Source organism: Mycobacterium sp. 1482292.6 (genome assembly GCF_001672995.1).
Classification (GTDB): Bacteria; Actinomycetota; Actinomycetes; order Mycobacteriales; family Mycobacteriaceae; genus Mycobacterium; species Mycobacterium europaeum_A.
In genome coordinates, this window is sequence record NZ_LZKV01000176.1 from 1 (window position 1) to 17,317 (window position 17,317).

Sequence of the window (17,317 nt, forward strand, 5' to 3'; positions counted from 1 at the left end):
CACCACACCCCGAACAGCACCGCCGCCGTCTGCCAGTGCGCGGGCAACAGGATCGCCACCCGGCTGGCCGGCCCGGCCGACGTGGCCCTCTGCACGGCGCAGCGACTGGACGAGGCCGACGAGGCGGTGGCCGGGGGTGAGGTGGCGGTGCTGTCGCTGGACCCGTTCGGCCGCCCGGCACCCGACCTGCCAATCGGGGTGACGGACTACGCCACCGCGGTGCGGGTGCACGGCGATCAGATCGTTCCCGAACCGCGACCCGGTCCGGCGCTGGGCGGGCGATCGGTCGACGAGGTGCTGGCCGATTGCCAAAGCTCGGCCGCGGCAAGGGGTTTGACGCCCGGCGACCGCGTGCTGTCCGGCGCGTCGTGGTCCGGTCCCGCCGAGCTGGTGGATCACCTGCTGGCCATCCTGGCCGTCGGCGGCTCGCTGGTGCAGGTGGCCAACGCCGACCCGGCCGCACAACAGCGCCGCATCGAGACCGAAAAGGTCACCCGGGTGCTGTAGCGGCCCGGCACCGCCCGCCAGGGCGCGGCCGATACATATTGATATCGCTATATTTCGATGTTAACGTCGTGCAAGCATGGGCTAAACGCTGAGGCGAAACAGGAGGGTTGCGGCAATGGCGGTGTACGGGCTCTTGGCGAAGGCGGCAGGCACGGTGGTCACCGGGTTGGTCGGCGTGACGGCCTACGAGGTGGTGCGCAAGGCCGTGGCCAAGGCACCGCTGCACGAGACCGCGGTCAAGGGCGCCGAACTCGGGCTGCGCGGCACCCGCAAGGCCGAGGAGGCCGCCGAGTCGGCACGGCTGCGGCTCGCCGACGTGATGGCCGAGGCCCGCGAACGCATCGGCGAGGAGGCCCCCACCCCGTCGGTCGCCGCCCCCCACGACCACGAGCACTGATTCCCTCGACATGGACCTCGCCCTAGTCCCCGACATCGCAGACGAGGCGCGAACCGAAGACCCTGCGCTGCATGTCATTTCGGATGCGGCCGGGCGCATGCGGGTGGCCGTCGGCTGGGTCCGCGCCGACACCCGGCGCGCCGTGGCGGTCGAAGAGGCCGTCGCCAAGTGCGCGGGCGTGCGGGTGGTGCACGCCTACCCGCGCACCGGATCGGTCGTCGTCTGGTATTCGCCCCGGCGCTGCGACCGGTCCTCTGTGCTGGCCGCCATCGGCGAGGCGGCGCACGTCGCCGCCGAGCTGATCCCGGCCCGCGCGCCGCATTCGGAGGAGATCCGCAACGCCGACGTGCTGCGCATGGTGATCGGCGGCGCCGCGCTGGCCCTGCTCGGGGTGCGCCGCTACATCTTTGCGCGCCCGCCACTGCTGGGCCCCAGCGGCCGGCTGTTCGCCACCGGCGTCACCGTCTTCACCGGCTACCCCTTCCTGCGGGGCGCGCTGCGCTCGTTGCGCTCCGGGCGGGCCGGAACCGACGCGCTGGTCTCGGCGGCGACCGTGGCCAGCCTTGTGCTGCGCGAGAACGTCGTCGCGCTGACCGTGCTGTGGCTGCTCAATATCGGTGAGTACCTTCAGGATCTGACGCTGCGGCGGACCCGCCGCGCCATCTCCGAACTGCTGCGCGGCAGCCAGGACACGGCGTGGATCCGGCTCGACGACGGCGGCAACGAGGTCCAGGTGCCCATCGACACCGTGCAGATCGGCGACGAGGTGGTGGTGCACGACCACGTGGCCATCCCGGTCGACGGCGAGGTGGTCGACGGCGAGGCGATCGTCAACCAGTCGGCGATCACCGGGGAGAACCTGCCGGTCAGCGTCGTGGTGGGCGCGCACGTGCACGCGGGCTCGGTGGTGGTCCGCGGACGCCTGGTGGTGCGCGCCAGCGCGGTCGGCAATCAGACCACCATCGGCCGCATCATCACCCGGGTCGAGGAGGCCCAGCACGACCGCGCGCCGATCCAGACCGTCGGCGAAAACTTCTCGCGCCGTTTCGTTCCCACCTCGTTCATCGTCTCGGCCATCACGCTGGTCGTCACCGGCGATGTGCGCCGGGCGATGACCATGCTGCTGATCGCCTGCCCGTGCGCGGTGGGGCTGGCCACCCCGACCGCGATCAGCGCGGCGATCGGCAACGGGGCGCGCCGCGGCATCCTGATCAAGGGCGGCTCGCACCTCGAGCAGGCCGGCCGGGTGGACGCGATCGTGTTCGACAAGACCGGCACGCTCACGGTCGGGCGCCCGGTGGTGACCAATATCATTGCGCTGCATAAGGATTGGCAACCCGAGCAGGTGCTGGCGTATGCGGCCAGCTCGGAGATCCACTCCCGGCACCCGCTGGCCGAGGCGGTGATCCGGTCCACCGAGGAACGCCACATCACCATCCCGCCGCACGAGGAGTGCGAGGTCCTGGTGGGGCTGGGCATGCGGACCTGGGCCGACGGCCGGACCCTGCTGCTGGGCAGCCCCGGGCTGCTGCGCGCCGAGAAGGTGCGGGTGTCCAAGAAGGCCTCGGAGTGGGTGGACCGGCTGCGCCGTCAGGCCGAAACCCCGCTGCTGCTGGCCGTCGACGGCAAGCTGGTGGGGCTGATCAGCCTGCGTGACGAGGTGCGTCCCGAGGCGTCCGAGGTGCTGAAGAAGCTGCGCGCCAACGGCATTCGCCGCATCGTCATGCTCACCGGAGATCACCCGGACATCGCCGAGGTGGTCGCGGGCGAGCTCGGGATCGACGAGTGGCGCGCCGAGGTGATGCCGGAGGACAAGCTCGCGGCGGTGCGCGACCTGCAGGACGAGGGCTACACCGTCGGCATGGTCGGCGACGGCATCAACGACGCGCCCGCGCTGGCCGCCGCCGACATCGGCATCGCGATGGGGCTGGCCGGAACCGACGTCGCCGTCGAGACCGCCGACGTGGCGCTGGCCAACGACGACCTGCACCGGCTGCTCGACGTGCGCGACCTGGGCGCCCGCGCGGTCGACGTCATCCGGGAGAACTACGGCATGTCCATCGCCGTCAACGCCGCCGGGCTGATCATCGGCGCGGGCGGGGCGCTGTCCCCGGTGCTGGCCGCGATCCTGCACAACGCCTCGTCGGTGGCGGTGGTGGCCAACAGCTCCCGGCTGATCCGCTACCGGCTGGACGCGCCGCGCGCCGCGACGAACGGCGAGCGCGCCGGTTAGGGCATCAGCAGCCGCACTCCTGGCCGCGCCAGGCGCGCAGCCCCTGCCAGAGCGCGACACCGGCGATGGCCAGCCCGACGGCCGGGTCGATCCACCACCCGCCGGACCACAGCGCCGTCATCGCGAGGCCGATCAGCACCCCGGCGGCCTGGGCGGCGCACAGGTAGTTCTGGACGCCTTCGGCCTCGGTGGCCCCCGAGCCCAGCCGGGCGCCCAACCGGTGGTTGGCCCGTCCCAGCACCGGCATCAGCACCAGCGCGAGGGCGGTCAGCCCGATGCCGATCGCCGAGGTCTCGGCGTGCCGTTCGGCGGCCAGCTCGCGGATCGACTCGGCGGCGATGTACGGCGCGGTCAACCAGAACGACACCGCCACACCGCGTTGCGCGCGCCGCTCGGCCCGCTCGGAGCAGGCGCGCGCCCCGCTGAACCGCCACACCACCATGGCGCTGGCCAGCGCCTCCGACGCGCCGCCCAGTGCCCAGCCGGTCAGGGCGACGGAGGACACCGACAACCCCTGCCACAGCCCGACGACACCCTCGACCAGCACCACCGCCAGGCTGATCCAGGCCAACCGCCGCGCCCGCGCGGCGCCGCGCCGCCAGTCGACGTCACGCGCCGCGCTGCTCCCGCACTGCTGCTCGAGGACAACCGAAGTGGTCATGGCGCGAGGCTAGCGGCGGCGCGGCGGGCCCCGCCGCCGCAACGCCCGGCCGTGATCGATCTGTGTCGCACCTCGCGACTCGCGCCGCGGCGCCGGTAGTTATTGTGGCTAACCAGTAGAGCGGAAGGGATTTCCTCGATGGCGCGCACCGACGACGACACCTGGGACCTGGCGACCAGCGTGGGAGCGACCGCCACCATGGTGGCCGCCGGGCGGGCCCGGGCCACCCGCGACGGGCTGATCGACGACCGGTTCGCCGAGCCGCTGGTGCGCGCGGTCGGCGTCGACTTCATGACCCGCTGGGCCGCCGGCGAACTGGACTCCGCCGACGTCGACGAGCCCGGCGCCCCGTGGGGCATGCAACGCATGACCGACATGCTCGCCGCCCGCACCCGATACATCGACGCCTTCTTCGCCGAGGCGGGCGCCCAGAAGGATCCAGCCATCGACCAGGTGGTCATCCTGGCCTCCGGCCTGGACGCGCGCGCCTATCGGCTGGCGTGGGCGCCGGGCACCACGGTGTTCGAGATCGACCAACCGCAGGTCCTCGAGTTCAAGGCCGCCACCATCGCCGAACTCGGCGCCCAGCCGACCGCCGAGGTGCGCGCCGTCCCCATCGACCTGCGCCACGACTGGCCGGCGGCGCTGCGCCAGGCCGGCTTCGACACCGGGCGACCCGCCGCCTGGGCGGCCGAGGGGCTGGTCGGCTTCCTGCCGCCCGAGGCCCAGGATCGCTTGCTGGACAACGTCACCGCCCTGTCCGCCGACGGCAGCCAGCTGGTGGCCGAGGTGTTCGCGAACACCGGCATCAACGGCGACGCCCTGAATGCCGCCAGCGAGAAGTGGCGACGCAACGGCCTGGACATTGCCCTGGGCGAGCTGGGCTTCCCCGGCGAGCGCAATGACGTGGCGACCTACCTGCAGCAGCGGGGCTGGCAGCCGGTCCGCACCCCGCTCAACCAGCTGCTGGCCAACGCCGGGCTGCCGCTGCAGTCGACCGACCCCGATGCGCCTTTCGCCCAGAACTACTACTGCACCGCGGTGCTGAACAAGACGGGGTAGACGATGCCGAACAGCAAGCCCGCCAAGCCACTTGACGGATTCCGCGTGCTCGACTTCACCCAGAACATCGCCGGCCCGCTGGCCGGACAGGTGCTGGCCGATCTGGGCGCCGAGGTCATCAAGATCGAGGCGCCCGTCGGTGAGGCCGCCCGGCACATCACGGCGGTGTTGCCCGGGCGCCCGCCGCTGGCCACCCTGTTCCTCCCCCACAACCGCGGCAAGAAGTCGGTGATGGCCGACCTGCGCAGCGACGAGGCCAAGGAACAGATCCTGCGACTGGTCGACACCGCGGACGTTGTGCTGGAAGGCTTTCGGCCCGGGGTGATGGAACGCCTGGGCCTGGGCCCCGACGAGCTGCAATCGCGCAATCCCAAGCTCATCTACGCGCGCCTTTCGGCCTACGGCGGCAACGGCCCGCAGGGCAGCCGACCGGGCGTCGACCTGATGGTGGCCGCCGAGTCGGGCATGACCACCGGGATGCCCACGCCCACCGGCAAACCCCAGATCATCCCGTTCCAGCTCGTCGACGCCGCCAGCGGTCACGTGCTGGCCCAGGCGGTGCTGGCCGCGCTGCTCAACCGCGAGCGCCACGGCGTCGCCGACGTGGTGCGGGTCGCCATGTACGACGTCGCGGTCAGCCTGCAGGCCAGCCAGCTGACCATCCACCTGAACAAGCCGACCGAGGCCCCCACGCCAGATGCGCCAAAGACCAAGCGGCGCAAGGGCGTTGGATTCGCCACCCAGCCGTCGGACGCGTTCAAGGCCGCCGACGGCTACCTGGTGATCAGCGCGTACGTGCCCAAGCACTGGGACAAGCTGTGCGAGATCATCGGCCGCCCCGACATGCGCGACGACGAGCGGTTCATCGACCAGCGGGCGCGGGCGCTCAACTATCCCGAACTGACCGAGGAACTCGAGAAGGCGCTGGCCGCCAAGACCGCCGACGAATGGGTGCGGCTGCTGCAGGAGGGCGGCCTGATGGCCTGCCACGCCTACACCTGGAAGCAGGTGGTGAGCACCGCGCTGTTCGCCGAGAACGAGCTGGCCCTGCCGGTCGGCGAGGGCGAAGATCGGGTCACCGTAATCCGCACTCCCGCACGCTATTCCAGCTTCGAGGCCTTGTCAGCTGGGTGGGCCACCGACCCGCCCCCGGCCCTCGGCCAGCACACCGAGGAGTATCTGGGCGCAGCGCAGCCCACGCCGTAGGCGTTCACGGCGTCAGCTTGACCACCCGGTTGTTGCCGCGGTCGGCGACGTAGACGTTCTGGTCCTTGCCGACGGTCACCGCCAGCGGAGTGTTGAGCCCGTCGAACGGCATGACCGTCCCGGTGGTCGCGCCCGGAGCGTATTTCACCACGTCGCTCTTGTCGTGCTCGGTGACGTAGACGGTTCCGCTGTTGTCCACCGCGATGCCCCAGGGCACGGACAGGTCGTGGAATGGCAACTCCGACTGGGTGTTTGACGCCGCGTCGAGCTTGACCACCCTGTTGTTGTCGGTGTCCGCGACGTAGACGTTGCCCGCCGGGTCGACGGCCACCCCGTCCGGGTTGTTCAGCCCGTTGAACGGCAGCACGGTCTGGGTCGTGGACCCCGCTGCCATTTTCACCACCCTGCCGTTGCCGCGGTCGGCGACATACACGGCGCCCTGACTGTCGACCGCGACGCCCTCCGGGTAGTTCAGGCCGGTGAACGGCAGTTCCTTCTGACTGTTGGAGCCCGCGGCCATGCTGATCACCCGGTTGTTGAAATCGGCGACGTACACCGTTCCCGCGCCGTCGACGGCCAGGCCCTGTGGCTGGTAGAGCCCGTTGAACGGCAGCACCGTCGTGGCCTGCGAATCCGCCGCCAACTTCACCACCCGGCCGTACATGCCCTGGCTGGTGACGTAGACGTTGCCGGCGCTGTCCAGCGTCACGCCGCCCGGGGAGAGACGGAAGTCAATACCGTTGAAGGGCAACACACTTTGGCCGCCGGCCTGTTTGGAGGGTCCCGACGACCCGGTGGACAGGTAGCCGACGACCGCCACCACGAATGCGACCAGCGCGACCAAAGCGATGGCGCCGACGATGATCCACTGCCTGCGTTTGTTGTCGGTCGGCGCGGCTGGGCGCCCGAAGTCCGGGGCGGGGGGATACGCGCGACCGGATGCCGTTGGGGCGGCGCGGATCAGCGACGGTCGAGGGCCGGACCGTTCGCTTTTCGCACCGCCCGCCGCCGGGGGCAGCGGGCCGGCCACGGTATCGGCGCTCGGCGACGCAGCGTACGCGCCCATTGCCGCGATCTGGCCGTCGCGCAGGATCGTGCTGGCCTTGCGCTGCTCGGCGGTGGTCAGCGCGTCGTGGGCGGCGGAGGCGAATTCGCCCGCGGTGCGATAGCGGTCCTCGGGGCGTTTGGCCATGCCCTTGGCGATCACCTGATCCAGGGCGGGCGGAAACGCGCCGGGGCGCAATTGGCTGGGCGGCGGGGCCGTCTTGGTCAGGTGCGCGGCGACCAGCCGTTCGACGGTGTCGGCCCGGTGGGGCGGCGAGCCGGTCAGGCACTCGCTCAAAACGCATGCGAGCGAATAGATGTCGACGCTATGGGTGACCTCGTCGTCGGTGAATCGTTCCGGGGCCATGTAGTAATACGTTCCGATAGCGGTCCCGACCTGGGTCAGCCCCGGATCGGTCGCGGCCCGTGCGATGCCGAAATCCGCCAGGTAGGCGAAGTCGCTGGGGGTGACCAGGATGTTGCCCGGTGTGACGTCGCGGTGCGTGACTCCGGTGGCGTGCGCGGCGTCCAGCGCGGCGGCGACCTGGCTGATGATGGCGATCGCCCGCGGCGGGGCCAACGGCCCGTCCCGATGCAACAGCGTGGCCAGATTGACGCCGTCGACGAGGCGCATGTCCACGTAAAAGCGTCCGTCGAACTCGCCGTAGTCGTGGATCGGCACCACATGCGGTTCGGTCAGCCGTCCCGCAATATCGGCCTCGCGCTGCAGCCGCGCACGGAACTCCGGGTTGCCGGAAAACTGCTGCGAGATCAGCTTCAGGGCCACCATGCGACCCTTGCGGGTGTCCTCGGCCTCGTAAACCTCGCCCATGCCGCCCTGGCGCAGTAGTCGCACCAGCCGGTAGGGCCCGAACCACGACCCGACCCGCGCGGCCGGCGCGCCATCGCTCACCGTCGAGCCTCCTTACCGTCAGGAAATCGCATTGACCGCGCTCGAGAGCTTCGCCGTGAACGAGCTGGGCAGCGGGATGGAACCGTACTGGTCCAAACCGTCCTGCCCCGGACCGATCGCCGCCTGCATGAACGCCTTCACCGCCGCGCCCGTGGCCGCGTCCGGGTACTTCGAGCAGACGATTTCATACGTCGCGAGCACGATCGGGTACGCGCCCTGCTGGGTCGGCTTGTAGAACGACGAGGTATCCAGCACCAGGTCGTTGCCCTGGCCACTGACGGTCGCCCCGGCGATCGTCTTCTCGACGGAGTCCTTGGTGATCGGCACCGCGTCCGGGCCCGCCGACGTGATGATCGACGCCATGGTCAGCTGCTTGCCCACCGCGAAGGACCACTCGTTGTAGGTGATCGACCCGTCGGTGTTCTGCAGCAGTGCGGAGGTGCCGTTGTTCCCGCTGGCGCCCTGCCCGACCCCGCCGGTGAACGCCTCGCTGGTGCCCTTGCCCCAGGCGCCGTTGGACGCGCCGTCGAGGTACTTCTGAAAGTTGGCGGTGGTGCCGGACTTGTCGCTGCGGAAGATGACCGCGATGGGCGTCGACGGCAGGTTCAGGCCCGGGTTGATGGCCTTCAGCGCCGGGTCGTCCCACTTGGTGATGGCGCCGTTGAAGATCTTCGCGACGGTGGGGCCATCCAGCTTCAGCCCGTTTACCCCGGAGAGGTGGTAGGTGACCGCGATCGGCCCGAACACGGTGGGCAGGTCCCAGGCCGGCGAGCCGCATCGCTGCGCCGCCCGGTCGTACTGACCGGTCGAGGGGTCCAGGGGGATATCGGAACCGGCGAGGTCGGTCTGGTTGTTGAGGAACTGGGTCAGGCCGGCGCCGGAGCCGTTCGCGTTGTAGTCCAGCGTGTAGCCGGGGCAGGCGCGGACGTAGGCGTAGACGAACTGTTCGATCGCGTTCTGCTGCGCGGTCGAGCCGCTGTCTTTGAGCACCTTCTTGCCGCCGCAGTCCACCGACGCCGGCTTGCCCCCGGAGCCCGACGAGTTCGAGTGGTCGCCACAGCCCGTCAGCGCCAGGGCGGTCACGGCCGCCAGGCTCAGCGCTGTGCCGTATCGAGCGAACCTCACGCAACTCCTTCGCACCTCGCGGCGGGGGACGCGGGGCATCGCCGCCGGCTACTGCCCAGGGGACAACAAAAGTTAACCAATCGTGAATATACAAACCCTTGACATCCAATAAGAGGTAACTGTGTGCCCGCTGTTCGCCGGGAGGCACGTAGCATCGAACGCTGATGAGAGGCCCAGAACCGTGTTCCTGCTGCTGATCGTGCTGGGCTGGTTGCTCGGCTGGTTATCGCGGCGCACGCCGCGCGATCAGCTCCCGTTGCCCGGGAGCCGCACCACCTGAACGAAGAACTCGTCGATCTGCCGGACGGCCTTCATGAACTGATCGAGGTCGACGGGTTTGGTGACGTAGGCGTTCGCGTGCAGCTTGTAGCTCTTGAGGATGTCCTCCTCCGCCGAGGAGGTGGTGAGCACCACGACCGGGATGCGGGCCAGGTCGGGATCCGACTTGATCTTCTCCAGCAGCTGACGGCCGTCGTACTTGGGCAGGTTCAAATCGAGCAGGATGAGGTCGGGGCGCGGGGCGTCGGCGTATTCACCCCGCCGGTAGAGGTAGTTGAGGCCTTCCTCCCCGTCGTGGGCGACGTGCAGCCGGTTCTTGAGCTTGTTGTGCTCGAACGCCTCTCGCGTGATCAGCTCGTCGCCCGGGTCGTCCTCGACGAGCAGGATGTCGATCGCTCTGCCTTCGGGTGTCGTCATTGATGCGCTCCTTCCAAAGCGACCGGGTCTTCTTCGTCGACGGGTTCGGGCATGGGCAGGGTGAATTCGAACCGGGTCCCGTCGGTGTAGGACGTGTCGATCCGGACGGTGCCGCCGTGGTGCTCGATGATCTTCTTGACCAGGGCCAGGCCAACTCCGGTGCCGGCGTACACATCCCGGCCGTGCAGCCGCTGGAAGATCACGAAGACCTTGTCGGAGAACTCCTCGGGGATGCCGATGCCGTTGTCCGCCACGCTCAGCAGCCACTGCCCGTCGTGCGTGCCGGTGCCGGGCACGCATTCGATGACGATGCGGGGGCGACGATCCTTGTGCCGGAACTTGATCGCGTTGCCGACCAGGTTCTGCCACAGCATCGTCAGCAGCATCGGATCCCCGACGATCTGCGGGAGCGGCTCCGGGCGCACGATTTCGGCGTCAGCCTCCTCGATCGCCACGGCCAGGTTGGCCAGGCCGGCATCCAGCGTCGCGTCGAGGGCCACCTCGGTTTCGGTGGTGCCCAGCCGGCCGACCCGGGAGAAGGTGAGCAGGTCGTTGATCAGCGCCTGCATGCGCTTGGCGCCATCGACCGCGAAGCCGATGTATTCGATGCCGCGCTCGTCCAGCTGGTCGCCGTAACGCTTTTCCAGCAGCTGACAGAACGACGCGACCTTGCGCAGCGGCTCCTGCAGGTCGTGGGAGGCGACGTAGGCGAACTGCTCGAGTTCGGTGTTGGATCGGCGCAATTCGGCGGCCTGCTCGTCCAGTTGCGCCTGGGCGCTTTGCGACACCGCGAGCTCCTCGACCATGCGCTTGCGCATGTTCTCCACGTCGATCGCCATGTTCCGGATGTCCCTGGGCCGCCGCGGGGGCGAGATCGTCTCGTCGAAGTTGCCCTCGGTGATCCGCCGGCAGGCCGCGGCCAGCGCCGCGATCGGCCGGGTGATCGCCGCGCGACTGAGCAACCCCAGCGCCGTGGCGGCGCCGATGATTATCAGCACCGTGGCGCCCAGCACCCAGTCGCGCCAGCCGTTGATCTCGTTGAGCTCGTCGATGGCAGCCGTCCTGGCCACCGCGAGGTGCGTGTTCTGCGTTTCGAAAAGTGCACGCAGATGATCGAATTTGACCTTGCCCATGTCGGCCGTGCGGGGGCTCACGTAGGTCGGGGTCCTGGGAGCCACGTTGGCGATCAGCGGCTCGGCATAGTTCGTCCGCCAGTCGGCGGCGGCGGCTTCCACCGCGTCCAGATCGGCCATCAGCTCCGCGCGCCCACCCACCAGACGCCGAACCTCGCTGGCCGCATCCTGTTCGGCGCGCTGCCCGTCGTAATACGGCGCGAGGAACTGCCGGTCGGCGGTGATCAGGTAGCCGCGCATGCCCGTCTCCTGGTCACGCACCGCCGACTGCAAACGCGCCGCTGCGACGCGCGCAGGCTGAATGTTCTGGGCCAACTCGCGCGACACCTCGTCGGTGCGGTGCAGTAACGCCGCGCCGACCAGCGCCCCGACCAGCACCGTGGCGCCCAAGATCCACAGCACGAGCGCCAGCCATCCCCGCACGGTGAGGTCGGTCAACCGATGCGGACGCGATGCCGTCACGGGGTCGTCCTCTCCAGCCGCAGCACGGCGATGTCATCGGTGAGGCCGCCGCGGGGCTGAGCGAGTTCCTGCGCCCCGTTGATCAGCGCGTCGACGAACTCGGGGCCGGGCCGGTTGGCGTGCCTGCGGGCCAGGGCGAGCAGGCCGTCCTCGCCGAGGCGTTGCGTGCCTTCGCCCGAATACCCCTCGTAGAGCCCGTCGGTCAGCAACAGCAGGCCCTCACCCGCGCGCAGCTCCAGCTCCTCCTGCGGCCAGTGCCCGGCCCCCAGGCCCAGCGCCGGGCCGCCCGGCGGCTCCAGCCACTGCACGGTCCCGCCGGCCTGCAGCAACATCCCGGGATGGCCGGCGCGGATGACGCTGACCCGCGGGCTGTCCGGCGAGATCTCCAGCGTGAGCACGGTCGCGAAAATGCCGGTGCCGGTGCGTTCCGAGTACAAGACCCGCTCGAGTTGGCGCATCAATTCGACGCCGTGCACACCGGCGAAGGTGAGCGCGCGAAAGGCGATGCGCAGGGCCGCGCCCAGCGCCGCCTCGTGCGGGCCGTGCCCGGCGACGTCGCCGATCAGCACGTGCACGACCCGGTCGGGCGTCTGGACGACGTCGTAGAAATCCCCACACAGCAAAGCGTCTTCGCGGCTCGGCCGGTATCGGGCGACGATGTCGACGCCCGGGTTGTCCAGCAGCAGCGGCGACGGCAGCAGCCCGCGTTCCAGCAGCGCGTTCTCCCGGGCCCGCAGCTGCGTCGCGTGCAGATCGGCGGCGATCAGCTCGGCACGCTTGCGCTCGATCGCGTAGAGCAGCGCGCGGCGCAGCATCTCCGGCTCGACCCGGCCCTTGACGAGGTAGTCCTGGGCGCCGGCGGCGACGGCCGACGCCCCGAAGTATTCGTCGTTCAGCCCGGTGAGCACCACGATCGGGACGGTCGCGTCGAGGCTGGCGATGCGGTTCAACGCGTCGATCCCGCTGGCGTCGGGCAGGTGCAGATCCAGCAGCACGCAGTCGGGCCGCGCGGACACCAGCTCGCGTTCGGCGTGCGCCATCGACTTCGCCCACACCACGCGGATGTCGGTGACCGCGTCGGTGATCAGGTCTTCCACCAGCACCGCGTCGGCACGGTCGTCCTCGACCAACAGCAACGACAACGACTGCCAACTCGCCGTCGGGGTGGCTGCAGCGCGCGTCGGTATCAATTCCCGGCCATCTGTGAACGGGCAGGGGAAGTCATGTTCTGCACAGCAGACCCCCTTGCCGCGACAAGACCCTTTGCTCCGTGACGTGGTCGGACGTGAGTCGGTGGCTGTTTACCGACCGTCGGTGTGGACTTCACGCACCGAGTGGAGATCCTAAGCGGTGCGGCTCGGCATTTCGCAAGAGCATCGCCGGAAGCCGATCAGCGCAGCAGCGCCCGTGACATCACGACGCGCTGAATCTGGTTGGTGCCCTCGTAGATCTGGGTGATCTTGGCGTCGCGCATCATCCGCTCGACGGGGAAGTCGACGGTGTAGCCGGCGCCGCCGAAGAGCTGCACCGCGTCGGTGGTGACCTCCATCGCGACGTCGGAGGCCAGGCACTTGGATGCGGCGGAGATGAAGCCCAGGTTGGATTCGCCACGCTCGGCGCGGGCGGCGGCGTGATACACCATCAGCCGCGCGGACTCGACCTTCATGGCCATGTCGGCGAGCATGAACTGCACGCCCTGGTTGTCGCTGACCGGACGGCCGAATTGCTTGCGGTCCTTGGTGTAGGCGATGGCGGCGTCCAGCGCGCCCTGGGCGATGCCGACCGCCTGGGCGCCGATGGTGGGCCGGGTGTGGTCCAGCGTCGCCAGCGCGGTCTTGAAGCCGGTACCGGGTTCGCCGATGATCCGGTCACCCGGGATGCGACAGTTCTCGAAGTACAGCTCGGTGGTCGGCGAGCCCTTGATGCCCAGTTTCTTCTCCTTGGGCCCGACCGAAAAGCCCTCGTCGTCCTTGTGCACCATGAACGACGAGATGCCGTTGGCGCCCTTGTCCGGGTCGGTCACGGCCATCACCGTGTACCAGCTCGACTTGCCGCCGTTGGTGATCCAGCACTTGGCGCCGTTGAGGATCCAGTCGTCGCCGTCGGCCTTGGCGCGGGTCCGCATCGAGGCCGCGTCGCTGCCGGCCTCGCGCTCGCTCAGCGCGTAGGACGCCATCGCGGTTCCGTCGGCGATCGACGGCAGCACCTGCTTCTTCAGCTCGTCCGAGCCGCGCAGGATCAGCCCCATCGTGCCCAGCTTGTTGACCGCCGGAATCAGCGAGGCCGAGGTGTCCACGCGGGCGACTTCCTCGATCACGATGCAGGCGGCCACCGAGTCCGCGCCCTGCCCGCCGTACTCCTCGGGCACGTGCACGGCGTTGAAACCAGAGGCGATCAGCGCCTCCAGCGCCTCCTCGGGAAACCGGGAGTTCTCGTCCACGTCGGCGGCGTGCGGGGCGATCTCCTTTTCCGCCAGCGCGCGGATCGCGGCCCGCAATTCGGTGTGCTCCTCGGGCAATTGGAACAAATCAAAGGTGGGGTTTCCGGCCCATCCAGCCATCTCGGCCTCCTAATACACTCTGCCGACATGCCCGGCTTCTCTGCGGGCGCGGCCCGCCTCGTCGCCAGGCTACTAGCCGGTAACTTTACCCTGACGCTGCTGCAGCGCCTCATCCTTGGCCCGCACGCTCTCGGCCAGCTGGTCCTGGAACTCCACGATCCGCGCCCGCAGCGCCGGGTCCGACGAACCGAGGATGCGCACGGCCAGCAGGCCCGCGTTGCGGGCTCCCCCGATGGAGACCGTGGCCACCGGGACACCGGCGGGCATCTGCACGATCGACAGCAGCGAGTCCAGGCCGTCCAGGCGCGCCAGCGGCACCGGCACGCCGATCACCGGCAGCGGCGTGGCCGACGCGACCATGCCGGGCAGGTGCGCGGCGCCCCCGGCGCCGGCAATGATCACCTCGATGCCGCGCCCGGCCGCGTCGCGCGCGTAGTCGAACATCACCTGCGGGGTGCGGTGCGCCGAGACCACCCGAACCTCGGCCGGCACGTCGAACTCGGCCAGCGCCGCCGCGGCGTCGGCCATCACCGACCAGTCGCTGTCGCTGCCCATGATCACGCCGACCCTGGCCCGATTAGTCATGTGGATCCCATCCGTCCGTCCACTGCGCGTGTGACAACCAGTGTGCCGCCAGCTCGGCGCGTTCCCGCAGCTTCGCGACGTAGTCCCGATCCGCCGGCTTGGAGCCGACGAAGTTGATGTGGCCGACCTTGCGGCCGGGTCGTTCCTGTTTGCCGTACAGGTGCACGCGGGCGTCGGGCATCCGCGCGAACAGGTGGTGCAGCCGCTCGTCGACGCTCATCCGCGGGATTTCGGGGGCGCCCAGCACGTTGGCCATCACCGTCACCGGGGCCAGGGCGTCGGTGTCGCCGAGCGGATAGTCCAGCACCGCACGCAGATGCTGCTCGAACTGGCTGGTGCGCGACCCGTCCATGGTCCAGTGCCCCGAGTTGTGCGGCCGCATCGCCAGCTCGTTGACCAGCAGCTCGCCCTCCACCGTCTCGAACAGCTCGACGGCGAGCACCCCGACCACGCCGAGCTCGCCCGCCAGCCGCAGCGCCAGCCGCTGAGCGGCGGCGGCCTGCTCGCCGGACAGCTCCGGCGCGGGCGCGATCACCTGCACGCAGATCCCGTCCCGCTGCACGGTCTCGACGACCGGCCACGCCGCACCCTGGCCGAACGGCGACCGGGCCACCAGGGCGGAGAGCTCGCGGCGCAGGTTCACCTGCTCCTCGGCCATCACCGGCACCCCATCGGCCAGGAACGCGGTCGCGATCTCGCGGGCGTGCAACGGGTCGCGCGCCATCCGCACCCCGCGCCCGTCGTAGCCGCCGCGGACCGCTTTGACGACCACCGGGCCGGCGATGCGCCGCGCGAAGGCGTCCAGTTCGTCGACGCTGCCGATCTCGGCGTAACGCGGCACCGGGACGCCGAGGGCCTCGAGGCGGCGGCGCATGACGAGCTTGTCCTGGGCGTGCATCAGGGCCTGCGGCGGCGGCGCCGACGTGCTGACCTTCGACCACGAACACGTGCCGAACGAACTGCTGGACAAGCTGGTCGCCGAGGGCATCAACGTGGCGCCGCCGCCGCAGGCCCTGATGCACGCCCAGGACAAGCTCGTCATGCGCCGCCGCCTCGAGGCCCTCGGCGTCCCGGTGCCGCGTTACGCCGAGATCGGCAGCGTCGACGAACTGGACGCCTTCGCGCGGCGCATCGCCGGCCCGGTGGTCGTCAAAGCGGTCCGCGGCGGCTACGACGGGCGCGGGGTGCGGATGGCGCGCGACCCGTTGCACGCCCGCGAGATCGCGACCGCGTTCCTGGCCGATGGGGTGCCGGTGATGGCCGAGGAGCAGGTGAACCTGCGCCGCGAGCTCTCCGCCCTGGTGGCCCGGTCGCCGTTCGGCCAGGGTGCGGCGTGGCCGGTCGTCGAGACCGTGCAGCGGGACGGGATCTGCGTGCAGGTGATCGCGCCCGCGCCGGAGCTGTCCGGCGAGCAGGCCGCCGCCGCTCAGCGGCTGGCGCTGCGGAGGGGGCGGCGCCCGGCGGGCGTGTACTCGGCACGGCCATCATGGTGTCACGGCGAAACTCCCGACGCTAAAGGCGTGTTGACCGGGGCCGACACCGAATTGTTACGTACAATTTTGCGTCGAATTTGTGTCCGTCCGTACACTGACGTGTTGTGTCCTTCGCCGAAGCCACGATTTCGCGTCTGCCTAGGGTTATGCAGCCCTATTTGCTACGCCACCACGAACTGATCAAATTCGCCATCGTCGGCGGAACCACATTTGTCATCGACTCGGCGATTTTCTACACGCTGAAGCTGACAATTCTGGAGCCCAAACCGGTGACCGCAAAGGTGATCGCCGGCATTGTCGCGGTGATCGCGTCCTACGTGCTGAACCGGGAATGGAGCTTCCGCAACCGCGGCGGCCGCGAGCGCCACCACGAGGCGCTGCTGTTCTTCGCGTTCAGCGGCGTGGGGGTGCTGCTGTCCATGGCGCCGCTGTGGTTCTCCAGCTACGTGTTGCAGCTACGCGAGCCCATGGTGTCGCTGGCGGTGGAAAACGTCGCCGACTTCATCTCGGCCTACATCATCGGCAACCTGCTGCAGATGGCGTTCCGGTTCTGGGCGTTCAGGCGCTGGGTGTTCCCCGACCAGTTCGCGCGCGACCCGGAGAAGGCGCTGGAATCCGCGCTGACCGCCGGCGGCATCGCCGAGATCTTCGAGGACGAGATCGAAAAGGACAACGTCACGCTGCTGCGCGCCTGGCGCAACCGGGCAGGCCGGCTCGGTCAGCTGGGCGATTCCTCGGAACCCAGGGTGTCGAAGACTTCGTGATACAGCAGCGCGTGTACCTCGCGCAGCCGCGGAATGTCGTAGAACTCCAACGGATCTTGTGACGCCGATTCGATGATCAGCGTCCCAGTGCGGAACATCCGCTCGGTGATGCGGTCGCGGAATTCCACGCTGTTGATCCGCGCCAGCGGGATGTCGATCCCGGTGCGGGTGGCCACCCCGTGCCGAAACATCACCCGCCGGTTGGTCACCACGAAGTGGGTGGTCAGCCAACTCAGAAACGGCCACAGCGTCAGCCAGCCCACGATCAGCAGCCAGACGCCCCAGATGACGCCGTAGATGATGTTCTTGGCGAGCTGCTCGAAGTGCGTCGAGTTGAGGTACCCCGAGCCGAACGCGGCCAGTCCGGTCACCCCGATGAGCACCAGCACCGGCCAGATCAGCCGCTTCCAGTGCGGGTGGCGGTGCACGATGACGTGTTCGCCGGCGGCCAGAACGTTATCCGGGTAGCCCATGCC

Annotated in this window: 16 protein-coding genes and 1 pseudogene; 7 read left to right on the forward strand and 10 right to left on the reverse strand. The window is 69.5% G+C overall.

Going from position 1 to position 17,317, the window contains the following annotated elements; genetic code table 11:
• The 3 genes from A5624_RS17235 to ctpC form a co-directional block, all read left to right on the forward strand.
• A partial coding sequence (locus A5624_RS17235; RefSeq protein WP_255400046.1) for a TIGR03089 family protein occupies window positions 1-507 on the forward strand: 507 nt, incomplete at its 5' end.
• A 115-nt stretch (window positions 508-622) separates the two neighbouring features.
• Entirely contained in the window at window positions 623-904 is a 282-nt protein-coding gene (locus tag A5624_RS17240) for a DUF1490 family protein (protein WP_066868504.1), read from the forward strand.
• Window positions 905-914: 10 nt separating this feature from the next.
• Window positions 915-3,137 carry a manganese-exporting P-type ATPase CtpC gene (gene ctpC / locus A5624_RS17245; protein WP_066868505.1) on the forward strand — a complete coding sequence of 741 codons (2,223 nt, stop codon included), beginning with the start codon at window positions 915-917 and terminating at the stop codon, window positions 3,135-3,137.
• A 4-nt stretch (window positions 3,138-3,141) separates the two neighbouring features.
• On the opposite strand, the gene A5624_RS17250 is transcribed toward ctpC, so the two are convergent.
• Window positions 3,142-3,798 (reverse strand): cation transporter, encoded by a 657-nt coding sequence (locus A5624_RS17250; RefSeq protein ID WP_066868506.1) that lies wholly within the window; start codon window positions 3,796-3,798, stop codon window positions 3,142-3,144.
• A gap of 138 nt (window positions 3,799-3,936) precedes the next feature.
• Here A5624_RS17250 and A5624_RS17255 point away from each other — a divergent pair, with 138 nt between their 5' ends.
• Window positions 3,937-4,860, forward strand: a complete 924-nt coding sequence (locus A5624_RS17255) for a class I SAM-dependent methyltransferase (protein WP_066868507.1) — start codon at window positions 3,937-3,939, stop codon at window positions 4,858-4,860.
• A gap of 3 nt (window positions 4,861-4,863) precedes the next feature.
• The gene (locus A5624_RS17260) at window positions 4,864-6,066 is read left to right on the forward strand and encodes a CoA transferase (RefSeq protein WP_066868508.1); all 1,203 of its coding nucleotides are present in this window, start codon (window positions 4,864-4,866) and stop codon (window positions 6,064-6,066) included.
• A 4-nt stretch (window positions 6,067-6,070) separates the two neighbouring features.
• Here the strand turns inward: A5624_RS17260 and A5624_RS17265 are convergent, their stop codons facing one another.
• From A5624_RS17265 to A5624_RS17300, 8 genes and pseudogenes are all read right to left on the reverse strand, one after another.
• The gene (locus A5624_RS17265; RefSeq protein WP_066868511.1) at window positions 6,071-8,023 is read right to left on the reverse strand and encodes a serine/threonine-protein kinase PknD; all 1,953 of its coding nucleotides are present in this window, start codon (window positions 8,021-8,023) and stop codon (window positions 6,071-6,073) included.
• An 18-nt stretch (window positions 8,024-8,041) separates the two neighbouring features.
• Window positions 8,042-9,148 (reverse strand): phosphate ABC transporter substrate-binding protein PstS, encoded by a 1,107-nt coding sequence (gene pstS, locus A5624_RS17270; RefSeq protein WP_066868513.1) that lies wholly within the window; start codon window positions 9,146-9,148, stop codon window positions 8,042-8,044.
• A 246-nt stretch (window positions 9,149-9,394) separates the two neighbouring features.
• A complete protein-coding gene (locus A5624_RS17275; protein WP_066868516.1) occupies window positions 9,395-9,844 on the reverse strand; it encodes a response regulator in 450 nt (149 codons plus the stop codon).
• Window positions 9,841-11,439, reverse strand: a complete 1,599-nt coding sequence (locus A5624_RS17280; protein WP_066868517.1) for a CHASE3 domain-containing protein — start codon at window positions 11,437-11,439, stop codon at window positions 9,841-9,843. The genes A5624_RS17275 and A5624_RS17280 overlap by 4 nt, the downstream gene beginning before the upstream one ends.
• Complete coding sequence (locus A5624_RS17285) at window positions 11,436-12,581, reverse strand: PP2C family protein-serine/threonine phosphatase (protein WP_156748833.1); 1,146 nt, start codon at window positions 12,579-12,581, stop codon at window positions 11,436-11,438. Before A5624_RS17285 ends, A5624_RS17280 begins: the two co-directional genes overlap by 4 nt.
• 248 nt (window positions 12,582-12,829) lie before the next feature.
• Window positions 12,830-13,999: an acyl-CoA dehydrogenase gene (locus A5624_RS17290; RefSeq protein WP_066868521.1), complete on the reverse strand. Its 1,170-nt coding sequence runs from the start codon at window positions 13,997-13,999 to the stop codon at window positions 12,830-12,832.
• 72 nt (window positions 14,000-14,071) lie between these two features.
• Window positions 14,072-14,584 (reverse strand): 5-(carboxyamino)imidazole ribonucleotide mutase, encoded by a 513-nt coding sequence (gene purE / locus A5624_RS17295; RefSeq protein ID WP_066868523.1) that lies wholly within the window; start codon window positions 14,582-14,584, stop codon window positions 14,072-14,074.
• Window positions 14,577-15,651, reverse strand: a pseudogene (locus A5624_RS17300) (5-(carboxyamino)imidazole ribonucleotide synthase); the annotation flags it as partial. The gene purE and the pseudogene A5624_RS17300, both read right to left, overlap by 8 nt.
• Between A5624_RS17300 and A5624_RS29110 the strand changes: the two are divergent.
• The gene (locus tag A5624_RS29110) at window positions 15,625-16,257 is read left to right on the forward strand and encodes an ATP-grasp domain-containing protein (protein ID WP_232002272.1); all 633 of its coding nucleotides are present in this window, start codon (window positions 15,625-15,627) and stop codon (window positions 16,255-16,257) included. The pseudogene A5624_RS17300 and the gene A5624_RS29110 sit on opposite strands and share 27 nt — an antisense overlap.
• Window positions 16,182-16,841 (forward strand): GtrA family protein, encoded by a 660-nt coding sequence (locus tag A5624_RS17310; RefSeq protein ID WP_066868524.1) that lies wholly within the window; start codon window positions 16,182-16,184, stop codon window positions 16,839-16,841. The genes A5624_RS29110 and A5624_RS17310 overlap by 76 nt, the downstream gene beginning before the upstream one ends.
• Here A5624_RS17310 and A5624_RS17315 read toward each other — a convergent pair.
• Window positions 16,796-17,314, reverse strand: coding sequence for a PH domain-containing protein (locus A5624_RS17315; RefSeq protein WP_066868525.1), 519 nt, complete (start codon window positions 17,312-17,314; stop codon window positions 16,796-16,798). The two genes, A5624_RS17310 and A5624_RS17315, sit on opposite strands and share 46 nt — an antisense overlap.
• Window positions 17,315-17,317 lie beyond the last annotated feature (3 nt).

What these genes read in the sequence shown, in the direction of transcription:
- A5624_RS17275 (WP_066868516.1), bottom strand. Translation starts at nt 9,844, where the DNA reads ATGACGACACCCGAAGGCAGAGCGATCGACATCCTGCTCGTCGAGGAC.
- A5624_RS17255 (WP_066868507.1), top strand. Translation starts at nt 3,937, where the DNA reads ATGGCGCGCACCGACGACGACACCTGGGACCTGGCGACCAGCGTGGGA.
- A5624_RS17290 (WP_066868521.1), bottom strand. Translation starts at nt 13,999, where the DNA reads ATGGCTGGATGGGCCGGAAACCCCACCTTTGATTTGTTCCAATTGCCC.
- ctpC (WP_066868505.1), top strand. Translation starts at nt 915, where the DNA reads ATGGACCTCGCCCTAGTCCCCGACATCGCAGACGAGGCGCGAACCGAA.
- A5624_RS17315 (WP_066868525.1), bottom strand. Translation starts at nt 17,314, where the DNA reads ATGGGCTACCCGGATAACGTTCTGGCCGCCGGCGAACACGTCATCGTG.
- A5624_RS17250 (WP_066868506.1), bottom strand. Translation starts at nt 3,798, where the DNA reads ATGACCACTTCGGTTGTCCTCGAGCAGCAGTGCGGGAGCAGCGCGGCG.
- purE (WP_066868523.1), bottom strand. Translation starts at nt 14,584, where the DNA reads ATGACTAATCGGGCCAGGGTCGGCGTGATCATGGGCAGCGACAGCGAC.
- A5624_RS17240 (WP_066868504.1), top strand. Translation starts at nt 623, where the DNA reads ATGGCGGTGTACGGGCTCTTGGCGAAGGCGGCAGGCACGGTGGTCACC.
- A5624_RS17260 (WP_066868508.1), top strand. Translation starts at nt 4,864, where the DNA reads ATGCCGAACAGCAAGCCCGCCAAGCCACTTGACGGATTCCGCGTGCTC.
- A5624_RS29110 (WP_232002272.1), top strand. Translation starts at nt 15,625, where the DNA reads ATGCGCCGCCGCCTCGAGGCCCTCGGCGTCCCGGTGCCGCGTTACGCC.